Origin of the sequence: Nocardia alba NBRC 108234 (assembly GCF_001612665.1) — a bacterium.
In the GTDB taxonomy this organism is placed as follows: domain Bacteria; phylum Actinomycetota; class Actinomycetes; order Mycobacteriales; family Mycobacteriaceae; genus Nocardia; species Nocardia alba.
Window position 1 is genome coordinate 99,605 of record NZ_BDAX01000009.1, and the last position, 20,738, is coordinate 120,342.

General features: G+C 67.4%; 21 protein-coding genes and 2 tRNA genes. 9 read left to right on the forward strand and 14 right to left on the reverse strand.

Annotation, left to right across the window (positions count from 1 at the left end; genetic code table 11):
• The first annotated feature begins 64 nt into the window (after positions 1–64).
• The 3 genes from rpmB (at position 65) to NA12_RS11100 (ending at position 1,654) form a co-directional block, all read left to right on the forward strand.
• Positions 65–256 (forward strand): 50S ribosomal protein L28, encoded by a 192-nt coding sequence (rpmB, locus tag NA12_RS11090; RefSeq protein ID WP_011210730.1) that lies wholly within the window; start codon positions 65–67, stop codon positions 254–256.
• Between the two features lie 93 nt (positions 257–349).
• Positions 350–856 (forward strand): GNAT family N-acetyltransferase, encoded by a 507-nt coding sequence (locus NA12_RS11095; protein ID WP_067449050.1) that lies wholly within the window; start codon positions 350–352, stop codon positions 854–856.
• A gap of 9 nt (positions 857–865) precedes the next feature.
• The gene (locus NA12_RS11100; RefSeq protein ID WP_067449051.1) at positions 866–1,654 is read left to right on the forward strand and encodes an enoyl-CoA hydratase/isomerase family protein; all 789 of its coding nucleotides are present in this window, start codon (positions 866–868) and stop codon (positions 1,652–1,654) included.
• A gap of 336 nt (positions 1,655–1,990) precedes the next feature.
• On the opposite strand, the gene NA12_RS11105 is transcribed toward NA12_RS11100, so the two are convergent.
• The 3 genes from NA12_RS11105 to NA12_RS11115 are packed head-to-tail and all read right to left on the reverse strand — an operon-like array spanning position 1,991 to position 3,991.
• Positions 1,991–2,242 (reverse strand): hypothetical protein, encoded by a 252-nt coding sequence (locus NA12_RS11105; protein ID WP_067449492.1) that lies wholly within the window; start codon positions 2,240–2,242, stop codon positions 1,991–1,993.
• Between the two features lie 49 nt (positions 2,243–2,291).
• Positions 2,292–2,975 carry a uracil-DNA glycosylase gene (locus NA12_RS11110; RefSeq protein ID WP_067449054.1) on the reverse strand — a complete coding sequence of 228 codons (684 nt, stop codon included), beginning with the start codon at positions 2,973–2,975 and terminating at the stop codon, positions 2,292–2,294.
• 11 nt (positions 2,976–2,986) lie between these two features.
• Positions 2,987–3,991, reverse strand: coding sequence for a thiamine-phosphate kinase (locus NA12_RS11115; RefSeq protein ID WP_084472716.1), 1,005 nt, complete (start codon positions 3,989–3,991; stop codon positions 2,987–2,989).
• Between the two features lie 118 nt (positions 3,992–4,109).
• On the opposite strand from NA12_RS11115, the gene NA12_RS11120 reads away from it, so the two are divergent.
• Positions 4,110–4,787 (forward strand): DUF3515 domain-containing protein, encoded by a 678-nt coding sequence (locus NA12_RS11120; protein WP_067449059.1) that lies wholly within the window; start codon positions 4,110–4,112, stop codon positions 4,785–4,787.
• 66 nt (positions 4,788–4,853) lie between these two features.
• Here the strand turns inward: NA12_RS11120 and NA12_RS11125 are convergent, their stop codons facing one another.
• The gene (locus tag NA12_RS11125; RefSeq protein ID WP_067449494.1) at positions 4,854–5,945 is read right to left on the reverse strand and encodes a D-alanine--D-alanine ligase family protein; all 1,092 of its coding nucleotides are present in this window, start codon (positions 5,943–5,945) and stop codon (positions 4,854–4,856) included.
• 44 nt (positions 5,946–5,989) lie between these two features.
• Entirely contained in the window at positions 5,990–6,985 is a 996-nt protein-coding gene (locus NA12_RS11130) for an NAD(P)H-dependent glycerol-3-phosphate dehydrogenase (RefSeq protein ID WP_067449061.1), read from the reverse strand.
• A 32-nt stretch (positions 6,986–7,017) separates the two neighbouring features.
• Between NA12_RS11130 and cofC the strand changes: the two genes are divergently transcribed.
• The 3 genes from cofC (at position 7,018) to NA12_RS11145 (ending at position 10,871) form a co-directional block, all read left to right on the forward strand.
• Positions 7,018–7,686 carry a 2-phospho-L-lactate guanylyltransferase gene (gene cofC, locus NA12_RS11135; protein ID WP_067449063.1) on the forward strand — a complete coding sequence of 223 codons (669 nt, stop codon included), beginning with the start codon at positions 7,018–7,020 and terminating at the stop codon, positions 7,684–7,686.
• A 72-nt stretch (positions 7,687–7,758) separates the two neighbouring features.
• Positions 7,759–9,927 (forward strand): RNA degradosome polyphosphate kinase, encoded by a 2,169-nt coding sequence (locus tag NA12_RS11140; RefSeq protein ID WP_067449065.1) that lies wholly within the window; start codon positions 7,759–7,761, stop codon positions 9,925–9,927.
• The gene (locus NA12_RS11145; RefSeq protein ID WP_067449067.1) at positions 9,924–10,871 is read left to right on the forward strand and encodes an NUDIX hydrolase; all 948 of its coding nucleotides are present in this window, start codon (positions 9,924–9,926) and stop codon (positions 10,869–10,871) included. Before NA12_RS11140 ends, NA12_RS11145 begins: the two co-directional genes overlap by 4 nt.
• Positions 10,872–10,993: 122 nt before the next feature.
• Here NA12_RS11145 and NA12_RS11150 read toward each other — a convergent pair whose 3' ends face one another.
• The 3 genes from NA12_RS11150 to leuC form a co-directional block, all read right to left on the reverse strand.
• Positions 10,994–11,644 (reverse strand): HU family DNA-binding protein, encoded by a 651-nt coding sequence (locus tag NA12_RS11150; protein WP_067449069.1) that lies wholly within the window; start codon positions 11,642–11,644, stop codon positions 10,994–10,996.
• Positions 11,645–11,800: 156 nt separating this feature from the next.
• Complete coding sequence (gene leuD / locus NA12_RS11155) at positions 11,801–12,409, reverse strand: 3-isopropylmalate dehydratase small subunit (protein WP_067449071.1); 609 nt, start codon at positions 12,407–12,409, stop codon at positions 11,801–11,803.
• A 35-nt stretch (positions 12,410–12,444) separates the two neighbouring features.
• Entirely contained in the window at positions 12,445–13,869 is a 1,425-nt protein-coding gene (leuC, locus tag NA12_RS11160; protein WP_067449073.1) for a 3-isopropylmalate dehydratase large subunit, read from the reverse strand.
• 62 nt (positions 13,870–13,931) lie between these two features.
• Between leuC and NA12_RS11165 the strand changes: the two genes are divergently transcribed.
• Positions 13,932–14,633, forward strand: coding sequence for an IclR family transcriptional regulator (locus NA12_RS11165; protein ID WP_067449075.1), 702 nt, complete (start codon positions 13,932–13,934; stop codon positions 14,631–14,633).
• Positions 14,634–14,684: 51 nt separating this feature from the next.
• Here the strand turns inward: NA12_RS11165 and NA12_RS11170 are convergent.
• The 4 genes from NA12_RS11170 to NA12_RS11185 all read right to left on the reverse strand — a co-directional run bounded on the left by NA12_RS11170 (position 14,685) and on the right by NA12_RS11185 (position 17,321).
• Positions 14,685–14,757: transfer RNA gene (locus NA12_RS11170), tRNA-Glu, on the reverse strand.
• A gap of 30 nt (positions 14,758–14,787) precedes the next feature.
• Positions 14,788–14,859 (reverse strand) — tRNA-Gln (locus NA12_RS11175).
• Positions 14,860–15,049: 190 nt separating this feature from the next.
• Entirely contained in the window at positions 15,050–16,525 is a 1,476-nt protein-coding gene (gltX, locus tag NA12_RS11180; protein ID WP_067449077.1) for a glutamate--tRNA ligase, read from the reverse strand.
• Between the two features lie 22 nt (positions 16,526–16,547).
• The gene (locus tag NA12_RS11185; protein WP_067449079.1) at positions 16,548–17,321 is read right to left on the reverse strand and encodes a fumarylacetoacetate hydrolase family protein; all 774 of its coding nucleotides are present in this window, start codon (positions 17,319–17,321) and stop codon (positions 16,548–16,550) included.
• 303 nt (positions 17,322–17,624) lie between these two features.
• Here NA12_RS11185 and NA12_RS11190 point away from each other — a divergent pair, with 303 nt between their 5' ends.
• Entirely contained in the window at positions 17,625–18,794 is a 1,170-nt protein-coding gene (locus tag NA12_RS11190) for an MFS transporter (protein ID WP_067449081.1), read from the forward strand.
• Positions 18,795–18,964: 170 nt separating this feature from the next.
• Here the strand turns inward: NA12_RS11190 and NA12_RS11195 are convergent, their stop codons facing one another.
• Positions 18,965–19,573: a Uma2 family endonuclease gene (locus NA12_RS11195; protein ID WP_067449083.1), complete on the reverse strand. Its 609-nt coding sequence runs from the start codon at positions 19,571–19,573 to the stop codon at positions 18,965–18,967.
• 139 nt (positions 19,574–19,712) lie between these two features.
• Positions 19,713–20,720, reverse strand: coding sequence for a 3-isopropylmalate dehydrogenase (locus NA12_RS11200; RefSeq protein ID WP_067449085.1), 1,008 nt, complete (start codon positions 20,718–20,720; stop codon positions 19,713–19,715).
• Positions 20,721–20,738: the final 18 nt, after the last annotated feature.

The window sequence follows — 20,738 nt, forward strand, 5'->3', positions numbered from 1 at the left end:
CAGTTTCCGGTTCAGCGGGCATACGTGCGCCGCTGTCCGCTTATGACATGAAGGAGCTCGCGACATGGCTGCCGTTTGCGACGTCTGCGCCAAGGGCCCCGGTTTCGGGAAGTCGGTCTCGCACTCGCACCGGCGCACCAACCGTCGCTGGAACCCGAACATCCAGACCGTGCGTGCGCAGGTTGCCCCTGGCAACACCCGCCGGATGAACGTGTGCACCTCCTGCCTGAAGGCGGGCAAGGTCGTCCGCGGCTGATTCTCAGCCCGTACATTCTGCCGACAATGCCCCGGCACCCCTCGCGGGTGATCCGGGGCGTTGTCGTACCACGGCTCCCCGGACGAGCCCGCCGTGTCTGACTGGCGGATCGCGCCGCTCACGGCGAACCGGGTCACCGAACTCGCCGCCTGCCACATCGCGAGCTGGCGGGAGGCCTACAACGCGCTCGTCCCCGCGCACATCCTCGACGGCTTCGACCTCGAACGCTCCGCGGTCACGTGGGAACGTCGGCGCGCCGCGGGCACCCACCGATTGCCGGTGGCGCTGGTCGGCGACCGCCTGATCGGTTTCGCCGCCGGAACGGATTCGCCCGTCGACGCTCGACCGGTGCCGCCGCGCGCGCCGACCGAGGCCGAACTTGAGGCACTCTATGTCCGTAGCACCTGGCACGGCACCGGCATCGCCGACGCTCTGCTCGCAGCGGCAGCTCCCCGGTCGCCGTGCACGCTGTGGGTCTTCGGCGACTATCCGCGCGCCCACGCCTTTTACCGCAGGCACGGCTTCACCGACACCGGTATCCGCCGCACCGACCCGTTCACCCTGCTGCCCGAACAATTGTGGCGACGCGAGCCGGGTTAATGTGACGCCATGAGTACCACCGAACCGGTCGCCGCCGCCGAGATCATCGACGGCGTGCTCCACCTGACCATCGCCACCTCCGCAGCGGGCGCCTCGATGGATTTCGACCTGATCAACGCGGGCACCGCGGCGCTGCGCGACCTCGACCCGTCGGTCGGCGCGATCCTGCTCATCGGCGCGGGCGCCAACTTCTGCGCGGGCGGCAATGTCCGTGATTTCGCCGCGGCCGACGACCGCGGCGCCTACCTGCACCAGCTGGCCGACGAACTCCACGATTTCGTCCGCGCGCTGGCAGCGGCCCCCGTCCCCGTGATCGCCGCCGTGCAGGGTTGGGCGGCGGGTGCGGGCATGAGCCTGGTCTGCGCCGCCGACATCGCGATCGGCGGGCCCTCGACGAAACTGCGCCCCGCCTACCCCGGCATCGGCCTGTCCCCCGACGGCGGCATGTCCTGGCTGCTGCCCCGCATCGTCGGCCACGGCCGCGCCAGCGAGATCCTGCTCACCGACGCCGTGCTCGACGCCGAAGAAGCTGTCCGCCTCGGCATTCTGAGCCGCACCGTCGCCGACGACGAGATCCGCGCCGAAGCCCTCCGCCTCGCACAGACCTTCGTCAACGGCCCCCGCGCCACCTACGCGGCCATGAAAAAGCTGCTGGCCCAGTCGCCCACAGCGATTCTGGACCAGCAGCTGGACGCCGAACGCGACAGCATCTCCGCCGCCGCGAACAGCAACACCGGCCGCGAAGGCGTAGACGCCTTCGTCAACAAGCGCAAACCGAACTACGTGGGCCTCACGTAAATAAGAGTCACCCACTCCCGCGCGGCACGACCTCCCCCGGGCGGAACCAATTCCCGCGACGGCACCGAACTCCCGACGCGGTAGCAATTCCCGCGACGGCACCGAACTCCCGACGCGGTAGCAATTCCAGCAACGGGACCGAACTCCCGACGCGGAACCAATTCCCGCGACGGCACAGACCCCCAGGCGCAACCAACGCCACGCCGGGCCTGAGCCACCACGGGTTTTCGGCCGCCTCGCATCCGAAGGGCGATACGTAACGCCGAAGGCGCAGTATCGCCCTTCGGATGTGAGGCCCTCAGGGCCGAAAACCCCGCGGCGCCAGCCGCCGACAACTCAGCATGCAGCGCCGAGGGCGCTGAAGGTGTTCTGCAGCAGGCAGGTCACCTTCGCGTTCACGCCGGAGGAGATGGTGGAGGTGCCGGTGGAGGTCCATTCCTCGCCGACCTGGGTGGTGGCCACGGGTGCGGCCTGCTCCTCGTAGGGCTCGAGCTTCAGGCCCGCGGCGGTGGCCGAGCCCGCGCCCGTGGTGATGGCGGCGGCGACGGCGGCGGTCGCGAGGGCAGCGCGAACGGTGGAGATGTGCATCGGGTTGTGCTCCTTCATCATTCTCTTCTGGTGCGGGCGACGCCCCGGGTCAGGGCAGCCGCCAGTCGACGGGGTCGGCGCCGAGTTCGTCGAGTAGTTCGTTGACCCGGGAGAACGGTCGTGAACCGAAGAACCCGCGCGAGGCGGAAAGCGGTGAGGGGTGGGCTGATTCGACGTAGGGCACCTCGGCGGCGACGAGCGTGGGCTTGAGTGAGCGCGCGTCGTTGCCCCACAGCACGGCCACGAGCGGCTCGTTGCGGGCGACCAGCGCCCGGATCGCCTGCTCGGTGACCGCTTCCCAGCCTTTGCCGCGATGGGAGGCGGGCGTGCCGGGGGTGACTGTGAGTACTCGGTTCAGCAGCAGCACACCCTGATCCGACCAGGGGCTGAGGTCGCCACAGGTCGGCGTATCGAAGCCGAGGTCCTTGCTGTATTCGGCGAAGATGTTGGACAGGCTGCGCGGCACCGGCGAAACCTGTGGTGTGACAGAGAAACTCAGCCCCATCGCGTGCCCCGGTGTCGGGTACGGGTCCTGGCCGACGATCAGCACCCGCACCGCGTCGAACGGACGCTGGAACGCGCGCAGCACGTTCTCGCCTTCGGGAAGATAGCCGCGGCCCGCGGCGTTCTCTTCTCGGAGGAATTCGCCCATTTCGCTGATGCGGTCGGTGACCGGCTCCAGAGCCCGGGCCCAGCCCGGATCGATGATCTCCGACAGTGGTTTGGCACCCATGACCGCACAACCTATCGTTCGTCGTCGGTGGGCGTGTCGTCCACCCCACGGAACGATTCCCAGCCGGTGTCGCCGGTGGGTGCCATGCCGTCGACCGTGACCCCGCTGCCTGCGGTTACCGCACCGATCGGGCGCCAGCCCGCGGGTAGCGCCGCCTCGGCGGACCAGGTTCCGGCGAAGGCGTGATCTTCACCGCCGGCCAGAATCCATTGCGCGGCATCGGCATCGAGCAGTGTCGCCAGTGCCGACAGTTCGGGGTCGGTCAGTGCCGCGCTGTGTACGTCGATCGCGACGTGCGAGGCGGCGGCGAGATGCCCGAGGTCGGCGAGCAGTCCATCGGAGACGTCGGTGAGGGCGGTCGGGGTGTGCGTGCCGAACGCGTCGATCACGGCGGCGTACGGCGGTTGCGGAACACGATGTGCCGCAAGGGCATAGGCGTAGGCCGGATCGGTGAAGTCCGAGTCGCCGGTCAATACGGCCAGCCCCGCGCCGGACCAGCCGAGTTCGCCCGCCACCGCGACGATATCGCCGACCACCGCGCCCGAGCGAGTGATGGCGGCTTGTCCGCCGAGGTCGCCGAAGGCTGTCACCGAGACGACCAGTTGTTCGCTGCGTACCAGGTCGCCGCCCGCGATGGAACCCCCGGCGCGGTTCGCCTCGATCCACATCCCGTCGGTGATCGCTTCGACCACCGCCGCGGGGGTGTCGGCCGGGCAGCCGAGCGCGACCACGAACGCTGTCGGCCGCGCCCCCATCGCCACCACGTCGGCGGCGTTCTGGGCGATGGCCTTGCGGCCGATGTCGACGGGCGAGGACCAGTCGAGCCGGAAGTGTCTGCCTTCGACGAGCATGTCGGTGCTCACGACGAACCGCCCGTCGGGCGCGGCGACCAGTGCGGCATCGTCACCGGGGCCGAGCAGTACGTGCGCGGCCTGCTCCCTACCGGCGTTGATCCGGTCGATCAAGGCGAATTCGCCCAGCTCACGCACCGTCTGTGGACGGTTGTCCTCGCTGATGACCGACCCTTTCCCGCTGTGCTGCTGACCGATGAAATCGCCCCGACGGTACCCTTTCGGAGGCGATCGGGCACCACCGACGGCGCAGGCGAACCTCGAACGGAAGGACCACACAGCTATGGCGGACTCGACACCGGAGGATCGCGACGAGGCGACCACCCCCGACGACACCGCCGCCGCCGACGCGAAATCGTCCACCGACGAGCCGACGACCGACAACAGGCCGGGATCGGGCGAAGGCAAGGACCTCGACGACACCGAGCTCGAGTCACACCATTCCCCCGCGCTGATCGCCACCGCGGTCGCCCTGCCCGTCGTCCTGATCGTCGCCGTCCTGGTCGCCGCCTTCATCGCCCTGCGCGCCCCCGTCGAACGCGAACCCCTCGCCCTGGGTCCGGTCCCTGCCCCCGCCGCCGACGGCCCGGCCTGTCAGGCACTGCTGCCCGCCCTGCCCGCCGAACTCGGCGACCACACCAAGGCGACCCTCGCCGAACCCGCCCCGCCGGCCACCCGCGCCTGGCAGCTCCCCGACGGCGGCGACCCGATCACGCTGCGCTGCGGCCTCGACCGTCCCCTCGAATTCAACCGCGCGTCGCCGCTGACGGTGATCGATGGCGTGACGTGGTTCCAGGTCCGTGACGAGGCGGGCAAGACCGGTACCTGGTTCGCCGTCGACCGTGAGACCTACATCGCCCTGACCGTTCCCGACGGCTCGGGCACCAGCGCGGTCCAGACCGTGTCCGACACCATCAACGCGAATCTTCCTGCCCGCGCACCAACTCCAGGCGAACTCTGAGCTAACCGGCTGGCGCCGAGCGGTTTTCGCGAACGCTCCCGCCGAAAGCCCTGCGGCCGAACGGAATTACCGCAGCCCGGTTCCGCGCGCGAGGGCCGTCTCGATCAGCGTCGACACCAGGGTCGGGTAGTCGATACCGGTGGCTTCCCACATCCGGGGGTACTGCGAGATCGGCGTGAAGCCGGGCATCGTGTTGATCTCGTTGATCACCGGACCGTTCTCGGTGACGAAGAAGTCGACCCGCGCCAGCCCCTGGCAGTCCAGCGCACGGAACGCGCGCACCGACAGTTCCCTGATCTCGTCGGCGACGTCGTCGTCGAGCTTGGCGGGCACATCGAATTCGCACACGTCGTCGAGATATTTGGTGGCGAAGTCGTAGAACTCGGGCGCGGCCGCGTCGGCATCGGGCATCCGGATCTCGGAGACGACACTGCCACGCACCGCACCGTCGGCGAATTCCAGTACGCCGCACTCGACTTCACGTCCGACGATGCCCGCTTCGATGATCACCTTGGGATCGTGCGCACGGGCGGTGGCGATGGCCGTGGCGAGATCGGCCCAATCGGTGATCTTGGTGATGCCGATCGAGGAGCCACCGCGCGCGGGCTTGACGAAGGCGGGCAGGCCGATCCTGGTCCGGTCGGCGTCGGACAGGGTCTCGGTGCCCGGCCGCAGCACAACCTGCACGCCGACGGGCAACGATTCGGCAGCCAGCAATTTCTTGGTGAACTCTTTGTCCATGCCGGCCGCACTGGCCAGCACGCCCGCGCCGACGTAGGGAATCCCGGCCAATTCGAGCATGCCCTGCAGGGTGCCGTCCTCGCCGAAGGGCCCGTGCAGGATCGGGAACACGACATCGACGTTGCCGAGGACATCGCTCGAGTCGAGCGCGACCAGCGCACCGGAGCGGCCGGGGTCAGCGGCGAGGGTGAGCGCGGTTCCCGACGCGTCGACCTGCGGTTGCGTACCGTGGCTCAGCGCCAGTTCGCCGATCCCGTCGGCGAGCACCCAGCCGCCGGTCGGGGTGATACCGATCGGCACCACCTCGTAGCGGGTGGGATCGAGGTTGCGCAGCACGCTGCTCGCCGATACACACGAGACCGCGTGCTCGCTGCTGCGCCCGCCGAACACCACAGCCACCCTGATCCGTTCCGTCATGAACGTCACCGTAGTAGGTCCCGGCCGCCATGGCGCTATCGCCCTTATTCGGGTTTGATCCGCCTGCCGAGCAGGCTGCCGACCGCCTCACTCACCGATAGCCCCTCATGGCACACCCTGTGCACCGCGTCGGTGAGCGGCATCTCCACCCCGTGCTCGGCGGCGAGGGCGCGCACCGATGTGCACGACTTCACACCTTCGGCCACCTGCCCATTGGTCGCTTCCTGGGCGGCCGACATCGTGCCGCCCGCGCCGAGCGCGTACCCGAAGGACCGGTTGCGCGACAGCGGAGAGGTACAGGTAGCCACCAGATCGCCGACGCCCGCGAGCCCGGCCAGCGTCACCGGTTGCGCGCCCAGCGCTACCCCGAGCCGGATCACCTCGGCGAGTCCGCGCGTGATCAGGCTGGCCGCCGTGTTGTCGCCCAGTCCCATTCCCGACGCGATGCCGCACGCGAGCGCGATGACGTTCTTGCACGCACCACCGATCTCGCAGCCGATCACATCGGTATTGGTGTAGGGCCGGAAGTACCCGGTGGCGCAGGCGCGCTGCGCCGCGCCCGCCCGTTCGGTGTCGGTGCAGGCGATCACCGTCGCCGCGGGCTGGCGTTCGACGATCTCGTGCGCCAGGTTCGGCCCCGACAGCACCGCGACACGTCCCGGCTCGGCCCCGGTGACCTCACCGATCACCTGGCTCATCCGCAGCAGCGTGCCGGTCTCGATCCCCTTGGCCAGACTCAACAGGGTGGCGTCGGACCCGATATCGCCCTTCCACAGGTCCAGGTTCGCGCGCAACGACTGCGACGGCACCGCCAGCACCACCAGATCGGCCCCGTCCAGCGCCACCCGATGGTCATCGGTCCCCCGCACCGGCGGTAGCTGCACGCCGGGCAGGTAGAACGGATTGCGGTGCTCGGTATCGAGCGCCCGCGCGACCTCGGGCCGCCTGGCCCAGATCGTCACGTCGGTTCCCGCCTCGGCCAACACCTTCGCGAACGCCGTGCCCCACGACCCCGCACCCATAACCGCCGCCCTCGTCATCAGCCCAATATGCCATGCAAGGATCGACAACCATGCACACCGTGCACGCCGTGATGGCGGTCAAACAGATCGGCCGGGCCAAGAGCAGGCTGGCAAGCGTGCTGAGCGCCGAGCAGCGCGCCCAGCTCGTGCTGTCCATGTTCACCGACACCGTCGTCGCCGCGGCCGCCGTGCCCGAGCTGGTGTCGCTGACCGTGGTCACTCCCGATCCGCTGGTCGCCGCCCGCGCCATCGAGCTCGGCGCGCACGTGCTCGACGAACCACCCGCCGGTGCCGACCCGCTCAACACCGCGCTCGCCGCGGGCGCCGCCGACGTGCGCGATCGACACGGCCCCACCGCGCTGCTCGCGCTGCAAGCCGACCTGCCTGCCCTTCGCCCGTCCGAGCTGGCCGACATGCTCGCTGTCGCGGCCGGTGCCCGATCGGTGGTGATCGATCACACAGGGACCGGCACCGCCGCGTTGCTGGTCGATTCCGGAGCGCCGCTGTCACCTCGATTCGGCGCCGATTCCGCGCGCGCGCACCGCGCCGACGGCGCCGTGCCACTGGCCGGGCACTGGCCCGGCCTGCGCTGCGATGTCGACACCCCCGAGGATCTCGACCTCGTCCGCGCGCTCGGCGTCGGCGAGTTCACCACTTCGACGTTGCGCGAATTCGGATTCACATCGCACAGAGGTGATCCCGTACGCACAGTGTGCTAGCCGATCGCCACAATCGGACCGGTCGGGACGATTCGTGCGATGTCGTGATGCGCGGCGCCCGTTTCTCGAGGGATGATTGATCTCGTGAGCGATACGGAAACCATCAAGCAGCTGCCCCCGATTTCCCCGCCACCTGCGGCCGCCATCGCCTCGGGCGGTGACGCCAGCACGCAGCGGTTGCCCCGCGATCGCTACCTCAACCGCGAGTTGAGCTGGCTCGACTTCAATGCCCGGGTCATGGCCCTGGCAGAAGACGCCTCGCTGCCGTTGCTGGAGCGAGCCAAATTCCTCGCGATCTTCGCGTCGAACCTCGACGAGTTCTACATGGTGCGCGTGGCCGGCTTGAAACGCCGGGCCGAGACCGGGCTGTCGGTGCGCTCGGCCGACGGTCGCTCACCCTCGGAGCAGCTGGAGATGATCAGTGCCCGCGCCCAGGAGCTCGCCGAGCGGCATGCGAAGGTCTTCATCGACGAGGTGAACCCGGCGCTGTCCGCCGAGGGCATCGACATCATCGGCTGGAGCGACCTCGACGACGATGAACGCCGACGACTGTCGGGTTACTTCACCGACCAGGTTTTCCCGGTCCTCACACCGCTGGCCGTCGACCCGGCGCACCCGTTCCCCTACATCTCCGGCCTGAGCCTGAATCTCGCCGTGACCGTGCGCGATACCGGGACCGGCGGCGAGCACTTCGCCCGCGTGAAGGTGCCCGACAACGTCGACCGTTTCGTGCGGGTGCGCCGCACCGGCGCGCCGTCGGCGATCGCGGCGTTCCTGCCGATGGAAGACCTCATCGCCGCCCACCTCGATCTGCTGTTCCCCGGTCTGACCGTGGTGGAGACACATTCGTTCCGGATCACCCGCAACGCCGATTTCGAGGTCGACGAGGACCGCGACGAAGATCTGCTGCAGGCGATGGAGCGCGAGCTCGCCCGCCGCCGCTTCGGCAAGCCGGTGCGGCTCGAGGTCTCCGACGACATGACCGAGCACATGCTGGAGTTACTACTACGTGAGTTAGAGGTCGACCCCGCCGACGTCATCCAGGTACCCGGCCTGCTCGACCTGTCCTGCCTGTGGCAGGTCTACGGCGTCGACCGCCCCGAACTCAAAGACGCGCCGTATGTCCCGGCCACCCCGGCGGCCTTCGGCGAGCGCGAGACCCCGCGCAACGTCTTCGCCGCGCTGCGCGAGGGCGACGTGCTGGTGCACCACCCCTACGACTCCTTCTCCACCAGCGTGCAACGCTTCATCGAGCAGGCCGCGGCCGACCCGCAGGTGCTGGCGATCAAGCAGACGCTCTACCGCACCTCCGGCGACTCCCCCATCATCAATTCACTGGTCGAGGCCGCGGAGGCGGGCAAGCAGGTCGTCGCGCTGGTCGAGATCAAGGCCCGTTTCGACGAGCAGGCCAACATCAAATGGGCGCGCGAGCTGGAACAGGCGGGCGTGCACGTGGTCTACGGCCTCGTCGGTCTGAAAACCCACTGCAAGACCTGCCTGGTGGTGCGCCGCGAGGGTTCGACCATCCGCCGCTACTGCCACATCGGCACCGGCAACTACAACCCGAAGACCGCGCGCCTGTACGAGGACGTCGGGTTGTTCACCGCCGCACCGGAGATCGGCGCCGATCTCACCGACCTGTTCAACTCGCTCACCGGATACTCCCGCAAGGAGGACTACCGCAACCTGATGGTCGCGCCGCTGGGCGTGCGCGCGGGCATCGTCGAGCGGATCGACCGCGAGATCGAACTGGCCGGGCAGGGTTGCGCCGCCCGGATCCGGATCAAGGCCAACGCGATCGTCGACGAGCAGATCATCGACGCGCTCTACCGCGCATCCCTGGCGGGTGTGCCGGTACAGATCGTGGTGCGCGGCATCTGCGGGCTGCGCGCGGGTGTGCCCGGTCTGAGCGAGAACATCGAGGTGCGCTCGATCCTCGGCCGCTTCCTGGAACATTCCCGGGTGATGGAATTCGGCGCGCAGGGCCAGACGTGGATCGGCAGCGCCGACATGATGCACCGCAATCTCGACCGTCGCGTCGAGGTGATGGTGCAGGTGAAGGATCCCAAACTCGTCGATCAACTCTCGCAGGTATTCGATTCCGCGCTCGATCCGGCGACCCGCTGCTGGATCCTGCTGCCGGACGGGACGTGGCAGGCCAGTCCGACCGATGTCGAGGCCGACCAGGTGCGTGATCACCAGGCTTTCCTCATGCGTCGCCGTCGCCCCGATCAGCCATGAGCGCACAGACCGAGGACGCGTCGTTGCGCGACCCGCGCGTACGGCCCAATATCCATGCCGCGGGAGCGGTCCTGTGGCGCGCGGGCGCGCGCGGCCCGGAGATCGGCGTCATCCACCGGCCGAAATACGGTGACTGGTCGCTACCCAAGGGCAAGCTCGATCCCGGCGAGACCCCGGCGGTCGCGGCCGTGCGCGAGGTAGGCGAGGAAACCGGCCTCACCGCCACGCTGGGGCGCTATCTCGGCCATGTCACCTATCCGATCCCGGGCCACCGTCAGCTCAAGCGGGTCGACTACTGGGCCGCCGAGGCCGCCGACGGCGACTTCGCCGTCAACGCCGAAGTCGACCAGTTGCGGTGGTACCCGCTGGCGCGGGTGATGGACCAATTGTCGTATCCGATGGATCGCCAGATCGTGCGGATCTTCGCCCGGCTGCCCGCGCGCACCGACACGGTGCTGCTCGTGCGCCACGCCAAGGCGGGCAAGCGCGAACACTTCGACGGACCCGACGAGTTGCGCCCACTCGAAGCCGCCGGGGAACAGCAGTCGAAGGCATTGACGCCGAATCTGTTGGCGTTCGGCGCATCCGAGATCTATTCCGCCGATCCGCTGCGCTGTATCCAAACCGTGACCCCGTTGGCAGAACAGCTCAACGCCGAAATCAATTGCGAGCCAATGTTTTCCGAGCAAGGTTACGATTCAGCGAAAGGTGCGGCGCGGCAACGATTTCTGTCGTTGGTAACAGATCGGGGGGTGCCGGTGGTATGCAGTCAGGGCGGGGTGATTCCCGATCTCACCCAGTGGCTGGCCGAGCAGGGCGGGCTCACGCTGCCCTCGGCACGCAATCGCAAGGGCAGCGTCTGGGCATTGTCGTTCGTCGCGGACCGATTAGTCGCGGCCAACCATATGGACCGCGCGTTGTCGACGGCAATCGTCACCACCTGAGTCGCTCACACCGACGCGAAACAGCCGAAACGGCCCCGGGGATTCCCGGGGCCGTTCTCGGTCCAGTGGTGGGTGATGCGGCTTACGTACACATTCCCCGACCTGATCCCGCTGCGGCAGGATCAACGAGCACGACGGGCGGCAGTCTTCTTGGCAGCAGTCTTCTTGGCGGCAGGAGCCTTCTTCGCAGCAGTGGTCTTCTTGGCGGCCGTGGTCTTGGCCGCCGTCACCTTCTTCACGGGCGCCTTCTTGGCCGCCGTCACCTTCTTGGCGGGCGCCTTCTTGGCCGCCGTCACTTTCTTTGCCGCCGTGGTCTTCTTGGCGGCAGGTGCCTTGGTGGCTGCCTTACGGGCCGTGGTCTTGGCCGGACCCTTGGACGGCGTGGCCTTCTTGGCCGCGGTCTTCTTGGCCGCGGTCTTCTTGGCTGCCGCCTTCTTCGCCGCCACCGGGGCATTCACGCCCCGCTTGACGGCGGGCCCGGACGAGGCCAGCTTCTGCTTACCGGCGATGACCGCCTTGAACTGCGCGCCCGGCCGGAAGGCAGGCACCGAAGTGGCCTTCACCTTCACGGTTTCACCGGTACGCGGGTTACGGGCGACCCGGGGGGCACGCTTGCGCTGTTCGAACACACCGAATCCGGTGATGGTGACGCTTTGACCCTTGTGCACGGCACGGACGATGGTGTCGACAACATTCTCGACAGCCGCGGTAGCCGTCCGCCTGTCCGTACCCAACTTTTCGGTCAGAACGTCGATCAGTTCCGCCTTGTTCATTGAATCCTCCGCAGACTAATGGCCCGTCGTCGGACCGACTAGGTACCACGGTAAACCCAGTTTGAGCAAGAGTCTATGTGCCACGCCAAAATTCATGTGGTTTAGCACACGTCCAGCTACCTTCGCCCGGTATGCGCCCCTAAGCGCCCCAGCTGATTACGCTCGTGAAATAGGCTCCGGCAGCGTCACGGGTTTCCATGACGGCCTTCCCTTTTCGAACTCGCTGATCTCGTCGGCGCGGCGCAGCGTGAGGCCGACGTCGTCCAAACCCTCCAGCAGACGCCACCGGGTGTAGTCGTCAATATCGAACGGCAACACGACGGTTCCCGCTGTGACGGTGCGCGCCGACAGATCGACAACCAATTCGATGCCGGGCTGTTCCTCGATCAGCTTCCAGAGCATTTCGACATCGTTCTGTGACATCTGTGCGGCCAACAGCCCACCCTTGCCCGCATTTCCACGGAAGATGTCGGCGAAACGCGACGAGATGACCACCCGAAAGCCGTAGTCCGACAGCGCCCACACGGCGTGCTCACGGGAAGAACCGGTGCCGAAATCCGGGCCCGCCACCAGGACGCTGCCCCGGTTGAACGGCTCGGCGTTGAGAATGAACTCCGGATCAGCGCGCCAACCGGCGAACAAGCCGTCCTCGAAACCCGTTCGGGTCACGCGCTTCAGGTAAACGGCCGGGATGATCTGATCGGTGTCGACATTGGACCGGCGCAGCGGTACGCCGATGCCTTTGTGAACGGTGAAGGCTTCCATAACGATTCCCTTTCGATCTGTGGGTGATCGGAGACTCAGGCCAGATCGGCAGGCGAGGACAGGGTTCCACGGACCGCCGTCGCGGCCGCGACCAGCGGCGAGACCAGGTGCGTGCGACCGCCCTTGCCCTGCCTACCCTCGAAATTGCGGTTCGAGGTCGACGCACAGCGCTGGCCGGGTTCTAGCTGATCGGGATTCATCCCGAGGCACATCGAGCAGCCCGCCTGACGCCATTCCGCGCCCGCGGCGGTGAAAATCTCGCCGAGTCCTTCTTTTTCCGCCTGCGCGCGCACCCGCATCGAGCCAGGTACAACCAGCATTCGCACGCCCTCGGCGACCCGGCGTCCCTTCAAAACGTCGGCCACCTCGCGCAAATCCTCGATCCGGCCGTTGGTGCAGGAACCGACGAATACGGTATCGACGCTCACCTCGCGCAGCGGCATTCCCGGCGTCAGGTCCATGTAGCGCAAGGCCTTCTCGGCGGAGTCGCGCTCGTTCTCGTCGGTGATCTGGGCCGGGTCGGGCACATTCGCGCCCAGCGGCAACCCCTGGCCGGGATTGGTGCCCCAGGTGACGAACGGGGTGAGCGCGTTCGCGTCGATGTGGACCTCGGCGTCGAACCGTGCGCCCTCGTCGGTGACCAGCTCGTCCCAGGAGGCCACTGCGGCATCCCAGTCGGCTCCCTGCGGCGCGTGCGGACGCCCCTTCAGGAATTCGTAGGTCACCGCGTCGGGGGCGATCATGCCGGCGCGTGCGCCCGCTTCGATGGACATGTTGCAGATCGTCATCCGCGCTTCCATCGACAGCTTGCGGATCGCCTCGCCGCGGTACTCCAGCACATAGCCCTGGCCGCCGCCGGTTCCGATCTCGGCGATCACGGCCAGGATCAGGTCCTTGCTCGTGACGCCGGGCGCCAATTCACCGTCGACGGTGATGGCCATCGTCTTGAACGGGCGCAGCGACAGCGTCTGGGTGGCGAGCACGTGCTCGACCTCGCTGGTGCCGATGCCCATCGCCAACGCGCCGAACGCGCCGTGGGTGGAGGTGTGGCTGTCACCGCAGACGACGGTCATGCCGGGCTGGGTGAGACCCAGCTGCGGACCGACCACGTGCACGATGCCCTGCTCCGCGTCGCCCATCGAATGCAGGCGCACGCCGAATTCGGCGCAGTTGCGGCGCAGCGTCTCCACCTGGGTACGCGAGATCGGGTCGGCGATCGGCTTGTCGATATCGGTGGTGGGGACGTTGTGGTCCTCGGTGGCGATGGTGAGATCGGTCCTGCGCACCGGACGGCCCGCCGCGCGTAGCCCGTCGAAGGCCTGCGGACTGGTCACTTCGTGCACGAGGTGCAGATCGATGTAGATCAGGTCGGGTTCACGGGAGGAACCATCACCTTCGCCAGTGACGACGACGTGCTGTTCCCACACCTTCTCGGCCAGTGTGCGAGCGCGCTCGGCCATTGCTTGGTCACCTTTCGACGGACAACTTGGTATCTCAGCATTTGAGACGCTAGTATCGTTCTATGAGACAGCATAGCGGTATCGGTGTTCTCGACAAAGCCGTGGCGGTGCTCTACGCCGTCGCCGACGAGCCCTGCGGTCTCAACGACCTGTGCACCCGCACCGGCCTGCCACGCGCCACCGCGCATCGGCTGGCGGTCGGGCTGGAGACGCACCGGCTGCTGGCTCGCGACGGCAACGGACTGTGGCGGCCGGGGCCCGCGCTCACCGAACTGTCGGCAGGGGCGGCCGACCCACTGGTGGAGGCCGCCGGTGCCATTCTGCCGCGCCTGCGCGAGATCACCGGCGAAAGCGTTCAACTGTACTGCCGCGACGGTCACGCCCGCGTCTGTGTCGCCGCGCTGGAGCCGCCCGTCGGCCTGCGTGACACGGTGCCGGTCGGTTCGCGACTACCGCTCACCGCGGGTTCGGCGGCGAAGGTGTTGCTGGCGTGGGCCGACCCCGAGTTGCAGCGCACGGTCCTCGCCGACGCGGTGTTCGGCGACCGGGCACTGGCCGAGGTGCGCAAGCGCGGCTGGGCGCAGAGCGCCGCCGAGCGCGCGCAGGGGGTGGCGAGTGTGTCGGCGCCGGTACGCGATGCGGGTGGGACGATCGTGGCCGCCGTGTCGGTGTCGGGGCCGATCGATCGAATGGGTCGTCGACCGGGCGCGCGCTGGGCCGCCGATCTGGTCGCGGCCGCCGAGGCGCTGCACAAGCGATTGTAGAAACGAAGAAGGCCCCCGGTCGGATTCGACCGGGGGCCTTACTTCGCTTTGTAGCCCCGACGGGATTCGAACCCGCGCTACCGCCTTGAGAGGGCGGCGTCCTAGGCCGCTAGACGACGGGGCCAGGACGATCTCACTAGAGTGTGAAACCTTGCTGGGGTACCAGGACTCGAACCTAGAATGGCTGTACCAGAAACAGCTGTGTTGCCAATTACACCATACCCCAAAGACCGAAACGCCCGACCTTGCAATCTCCACCGAGTGGTTGTCGGTGTTGCGAGGCCGTGTTCCGCGGCGATGAGAAGATTACCAAACACTAGGGGGTAAACTACAAATCGCCTGGTCAGAAGCCACTTTTCGACGGTTTTAGACCCGTCTGGCGGGGATGCCGCCAAGAGCCGCACCCGCGCCGACAGCTACTGCGCGGCGGGCGCCCAACCACGGGCGGCACGCAGGCGATCGAGTGAGGCCGCGCGGCCGAGCAATTCCATCGACTCGTACAGCGGCGGGCTGATGTGCGAGCCCGTCACCGCGACCCGCACCGGCGCGAATGCCTTCCGCGGCTTGAGCCCCAGATCGTCGATCAGCGCCTTTTTCAGCGCTTCCTCCAGTGCCGGGGTGGTCCACTCACTCAGCGGCTCCACAGCGGCGATCGCGGCGTCGAGCACGGGATCGGCCTCCGCACCGAGGTTCTTGGCGCCCGCCGCCTGGTCGATCGCGAACTCCGCGGGCGCGATGAACAGGAATTTCAGCAGGTCCCACGCGTCACCGAGCACCACGATGCGGGTCTGCACGAGTTCGGCGGCGACCAGGAACGTCTTCTCGTCGACTTCGGCCCCGATGTGCCCCTTCGCGGTGAGGAACTCACGCAGGCGGTGACCGAAATCGCCGGGCTCGAGAAGACGAATCTGCTCGGCATTGATGGCGTCGGCCTTCTTCTGATCGAAGCGCGCCGGATTCGAATTCACCGAGGATATTTCGAATGCCGAGACCATTTCCGGCATGGAGAACACATCACGGTCCTCGCCGATGCTCCAGCCGAGCAGGGCGAGGTAATTCAGCAAGCCCTCGGGGATGAATCCGCGGTCCCGGTGCAGAAACAGATTCGATTCCGGGTCGCGTTTGGACAGTTTCTTGTTGCCCTGGCCCATCACGAAGGGCAGATGACCGAACTCGGGCGTGAACTCGGCAACCCCGATACGCTGCATCGCGGCATACAGCGCGAGCTGACGTGGTGTCGAGGAGAGCAGATCCTCGCCCCGCAACACATGGGTGATCCGCATCAGCGCGTCGTCGACCGGATTCACCAATGTGTAGAGCGGGTCGCCATTGCCGCGGGTAAGGGCGAAATCCGGAACGGTACCGGCTTTGAAGGTGGTTTCCCCGCGAACGAGATCATTCCAGCCGAGGTCTTCGTCGGGCATCCGCAAACGGACAACGGCGGGACGGCCCTCGGCTTTGTACGCCGCGATCCGCTCGGCGCTGAGATCACGATCGAAATTGTCGTAGCCGAGTTTCGGATCGCGGCCGGCGGCACGGTGCCTGGCCTCGACTTCCTCCGGCGTCGAGAACGCCTCATACGCCTCGCCCGCCTCGAGCAACCGGCGAACCACGTCCAGATGCTGATCGCGGCGCAGCGACTGCCGGTAGGGCTCGTAGGGTCCGCCGACCTCGGGGCCCTCGTCCCAGAGCAGCCCCAGCCAGCGCAGCGCGTCGAGCAGCGCGCGGTAGGAGTCCTCGGAATCGCGCGCGGCGTCGGTGTCCTCGATGCGGAACACGAAGGTGCCGCCGTGGTGGCGCGCGAACGCCCAGTTGAACAGCGCCGTGCGTACCAGACCCACGTGCGGCGTACCGGTCGGCGACGGGCAGAAACGGACCCGTACTTCAGTCATGGCTCTCATCTTTCGCTTTGTCTCAGCGCTTGGTGGCGACAGGATTGGTGAGGGTGCCGATGCCCTCGACGGTGACCGACACGTTCTGCCCGGCGTGCAGCGGACCGACACCTTCCGGTGTGCCGGTGAGGATCACGTCACCGGGCAGCAGCGTCATCACCGAGCTGATCCATTCGATGATCTTCGGAATATCGTGCAGGAGCAGCGACGTGCGGCTGCGCTGGCGGACCTCGCCGTCGACCTCGGTGGTGATCTCCAGATCGCTTGGGTCCAGCGCGGTTTCGATCCACGGGCCGAGCGGGCAGAACGTGTCGTAGCCCTTGGCCCTGGTCCACTGACCGTCGTGGCGCTGCTGGTCACGGGCGGTGACGTCGTTGGCGATGGTGTAGCCCAGGATCACCTCGGCCGCCTTGGCCGCGACCACGTCCTTGCACGGGCGGCCGATCACCACGGCGAGTTCGCCCTCGTAGTCCACCTGAGAAGAGCTGGGCGGCAGGATGATCGATGCGTTCGGGCCGATGATCGAGGTATTGGGCTTGATGAAGATCACCGGGTCCACCGGCGCCTGCCCGCCCATCTCGGCGGCGTGGGCGGCGTAGTTCTTCCCGATGCAGATCACTTTGCTCGCCAGGATCGGCGCCAGCAGGCGGATATCGGCCAGCGGCCAGCTCCGTCCGGTGAACGTCGGCGAGCCGAACGGGTGTTCGGCGATCTCCTTGGCGACGGCATCGCTTCCGTCGCCCTCGATGCTGACGAACGCGACACCATCGGGACTGGCAACTCGACCTAAGCGCATGCCCGGGAGTCTATCGAGGCGGGGCTACCTGCCCGAACGCACCCGCGATACGACATCGGTCGCTCGATAGCAAGTCGAAAGAAGTGCGGGCAATGTCACACCGATGTGATTCGAAGCCACTGCCCGCGTGCGGGATTCACGAGTGCGCCGATGTGACCCGTCAGACACCTCACCGAGGGGCAACTTCCACGGGTCACAGGTGTAGCGTGAGCATGGATGTTCAATCAATGAGACATCAATCTCATATATTGAGATGCAATCGTGCAATCCGGCGAGGTGAGAACTGTGACAGACGTGCGGCCGATGGACCCGGTGACGCAAATCGGTGACGGCAGGCGCTGGTTGATGCTCGCCCTCGGCGTCTTCGCGCAGACCTCGAGTTCGATCTTCATCCACGGCACCCCTTTCCTACTGCCCGCGCTCACCGCGCGCGGTGACTCACTCGCATCCGCCGGGGCGCTGGTGGCCCTACCGACCGTGGGTCTGGTCTGCACCCTGATCGCCTGGGGTTACGTGGTCGACCGGATCGGCGAACGCATCGTGCTGGTGGCGGGCACCCTGTTGATGTTCGTGGCCGGGGTCGCCGCGGCCGTGGTGGACAACCCTGTCGCCTTCGGTGCGCTGCTGTTCGTGGGCGGTATCGGCGCCGCCAGCTCCAACGGCGCCAGCGGCCGGGTGATCGTCGGCTGGTTCCCACCGGACCGTCGCGGCCTCGCCATGGGTATCCGCCAGACCGCGCAGCCGCTCGGCGTCGGCATCGGCGCGCTCACCATCCCGTGGGTGGCCGCGCACCACGGCATCCCGGCCGCCCTGCTGGTGCCCGCGCTGATGGCCGGCGTCGCCGCGATCGGCTGCCTGGTCGGCATCGTCGACCCACCACGACCGGCCGCGAAGGCCGCCGACCGCGCCAACCCCTATCGCGGCGACTCCACCCTGTGGCGCATCCACGGCGTCTCGATCCTGCTGGTCGTCCCCCAGGCCACCCTGTGGACCTTCGGTCTGCTGTGGCTGCACGTCGACCTGGGTTGGTCACTGGCCGCCGCGGGCGCGCTGATGACCGCCACCCAGTTCCTGGGCGCGGCAGGAAGAATCGGCGCGGGAGCCTGGTCGGACCGAGTCGGCTCCCGCCTCGGTCCGCTGCGCCAGGTAGCCATCGCCGCCGCCCTCGCCATGGCCGCCCTCACCGTCACCGCCTGGACCGACTGGTGGTGGGCCGCCGTACCGTTGATGGTCGCGGCGTCGGTGATCTCGGTATCCGACAACGGTTTGGCCTTCACCGCCGTGGCCGAGATCGCCGGACCCTTCTGGAGCGGTCGCGGACTGGGCATCCAGAACACCGGGCAGAACCTCGCGATAGCCGCCGTCCCACCACTTTTCGGCGCTGCCATCACGGCGACAAGTTTTCCTGTGGTGTACGCCCTGGCGGCGATCGCCGCCTTGGCAGCGGTGCCATTGGTGCCAAGAGGATCCTGAAAGTAACTGCACGACAGCGTGTTACGGCACCGCCTGCCCTGCCCACGAATTTCGTTCCGACGCAGCCGAGTAGCCATATCACGCACTCGCAGAACACCATTCGATCAGGGCCCACCAACGATGAAGGCTCGCTCCGGCATTCAGCCGGAGCGAGCCTTGGCCGCGAGCAGTCAGAACTCGATCAGCTGTTCGGGATCGAAGGACAATCGAACATCACTGTCCCCCTGCAAAACCACGTCGAACACCGAACCGGACCCGACCGCCGGATCGGCACGATAGGTACCCGCGCCCGCATCGAGCAGCAGCCGACTGACTCGAATACCGGGCCGATGCTCCACGATCCAATATTCGGGAATTCCGAGCGCCGCGTACTCGCCGACCTTTCGCACCCGATCGGTACGTTCGCTTCCGCTGCCCGGCGACACCACCTCGACCACGAGCAGAACATCGAGTCCTGGAGAGATTTTCGGCACCTCGTCCACGATTACCGATCGCGCGACGTCACGAGGAACGACGAGAACGTCCGGCTTTCGTACACCTGTCGGCGTGCTGATCTCCCATTCACCACCGTCGAGAACCACGAGCGAGTCGTTGGGCAGCGCGCTGCGCACCAGGTGAGCGAGCCGGTGCGCGATCCAGTTGTGCCGAGCCCCCGCAGCGACCTCGACCAACCACCCGTCCTCGAGTTCGAACCCCTTGCCGTCCTCCGACAGGTCGTGCAGATCGAGCACGGTGTAGGGGCCGAAGCCGCTGTCACCGACAGCGCGGTCAACCGTCATCTCGCCTCCCGGTCTGGGACCTTCCACCTGCCTGGACACGCCACGATGTGGTCAGTCTAGTCACCACCGTGGGGGATAGACACAGGGAAGGACCTGCACCATCGGACTCCGGTGCAGGTCCTTCCCTGTCGAGTGCGTCCTAGACGATGGCCGCGATGCGGTCGCCGATCTCCACGGTGGAGGCGGCGCCGGCGCGCGAGGCCAGGTCCTTGGCGACGGCGGATTCGATGCGGACGGCGCCCTCGGTGTTGCCGAGGTGGTTGAGCAGCAGCGAGACCGAGAGGATAGCGGCGGTCGGATCGGCCTTGGACTGGCCCGCGATGTCGGGGGCACTGCCGTGGACCGGCTCGAACATCGACGGGTTCACCCCGGAGGCGTCGATGTTGCCCGAGGCGGCCAGGCCGATGCCACCGCTCACGGCGGCGGCGAGGTCGGTGATGATGTCGCCGAACAGGTTGTCGGTGACGATCACATCGAAGCGGCCCGGGTCGGTCACCATGTGGATGGTGGCGGCGTCGATGTGCTGGTACGCCGTGGTCACATCCGGGAATTCGACAGCGACCTCGTCGACGGTGCGCTGCCACAGCGAGCCTGCGAAGGCGAGCACATTGTTCTTGTGCACGAGGGTGAGGTGCTTGCGACGGGCCTGCGCGGTGGCGAAGGCGTAGCGCACCACGCGCTCGATGCCGAAGCGGGTGTTGTTGGAGACCTCGGTCGCCACCTCGTGCGGGGTGCCGACGCGAATCGCGCCGCCGGTGCCGGTGTACGGGCCCTCGGTGCCCTCACGCACGACGACGAAGTCGATATCCGGGTTGCCGGACAGGGGGCTGGTAACCCCCGCGTGCAGCTTCGACGGACGCAGGTTCACGTGATGATCCAGCGCGAAACGGGTCTTGAGCAGCAGCCCACGCTCGAGCACGCCGCTGGGCACCGACGGATCGCCGATCGCGCCGAGCAGAATCGCGTCGTGCAGCTTGAGCTCGGGCAGCACCGACTCCGGCAGGATCTCCCCCGTGCGGTGGTAGCGCGCGGCGCCCAGGTCGTACTCGGTCCTGTCCACACCGGGCACCACCACGTCGAGCACCTTGAGCGCCTGCGCGATGACCTCGGGACCGATGCCGTCACCGGCGATTACTGCGAGTTTCATGAACTAGCTCCGTTCGAA

Excerpts from the sequence above, each read along its gene's own strand:
- leuC (WP_067449073.1), bottom strand. The coding sequence starts at position 13,869 with ATGGCCGAGCGCGCTCGCACACTGGCCGAGAAGGTGTGGGAACAGCAC.
- NA12_RS11120 (WP_067449059.1), top strand. The coding sequence starts at position 4,110 with ATGGCGGACTCGACACCGGAGGATCGCGACGAGGCGACCACCCCCGAC.
- cofC (WP_067449063.1), top strand. The coding sequence starts at position 7,018 with ATGCACACCGTGCACGCCGTGATGGCGGTCAAACAGATCGGCCGGGCC.
- leuD (WP_067449071.1), bottom strand. The coding sequence starts at position 12,409 with ATGGAAGCCTTCACCGTTCACAAAGGCATCGGCGTACCGCTGCGCCGG.
- NA12_RS11200 (WP_067449085.1), bottom strand. The coding sequence starts at position 20,720 with ATGAAACTCGCAGTAATCGCCGGTGACGGCATCGGTCCCGAGGTCATC.
- NA12_RS11165 (WP_067449075.1), top strand. The coding sequence starts at position 13,932 with ATGAGACAGCATAGCGGTATCGGTGTTCTCGACAAAGCCGTGGCGGTG.
- NA12_RS11100 (WP_067449051.1), top strand. The coding sequence starts at position 866 with ATGAGTACCACCGAACCGGTCGCCGCCGCCGAGATCATCGACGGCGTG.
- NA12_RS11130 (WP_067449061.1), bottom strand. The coding sequence starts at position 6,985 with ATGACGAGGGCGGCGGTTATGGGTGCGGGGTCGTGGGGCACGGCGTTC.
- NA12_RS11145 (WP_067449067.1), top strand. The coding sequence starts at position 9,924 with ATGAGCGCACAGACCGAGGACGCGTCGTTGCGCGACCCGCGCGTACGG.
- NA12_RS11185 (WP_067449079.1), bottom strand. The coding sequence starts at position 17,321 with ATGCGCTTAGGTCGAGTTGCCAGTCCCGATGGTGTCGCGTTCGTCAGC.
- NA12_RS11110 (WP_067449054.1), bottom strand. The coding sequence starts at position 2,975 with ATGGGTGCCAAACCACTGTCGGAGATCATCGATCCGGGCTGGGCCCGG.
- NA12_RS11125 (WP_067449494.1), bottom strand. The coding sequence starts at position 5,945 with ATGACGGAACGGATCAGGGTGGCTGTGGTGTTCGGCGGGCGCAGCAGC.
- NA12_RS11195 (WP_067449083.1), bottom strand. The coding sequence starts at position 19,573 with ATGACGGTTGACCGCGCTGTCGGTGACAGCGGCTTCGGCCCCTACACC.
- NA12_RS11190 (WP_067449081.1), top strand. The coding sequence starts at position 17,625 with ATGGACCCGGTGACGCAAATCGGTGACGGCAGGCGCTGGTTGATGCTC.
- NA12_RS11105 (WP_067449492.1), bottom strand. The coding sequence starts at position 2,242 with ATGCACATCTCCACCGTTCGCGCTGCCCTCGCGACCGCCGCCGTCGCC.
- NA12_RS11150 (WP_067449069.1), bottom strand. The coding sequence starts at position 11,644 with ATGAACAAGGCGGAACTGATCGACGTTCTGACCGAAAAGTTGGGTACG.
- rpmB (WP_011210730.1), top strand. The coding sequence starts at position 65 with ATGGCTGCCGTTTGCGACGTCTGCGCCAAGGGCCCCGGTTTCGGGAAG.
- gltX (WP_067449077.1), bottom strand. The coding sequence starts at position 16,525 with ATGACTGAAGTACGGGTCCGTTTCTGCCCGTCGCCGACCGGTACGCCG.
- NA12_RS11140 (WP_067449065.1), top strand. The coding sequence starts at position 7,759 with ATGATTGATCTCGTGAGCGATACGGAAACCATCAAGCAGCTGCCCCCG.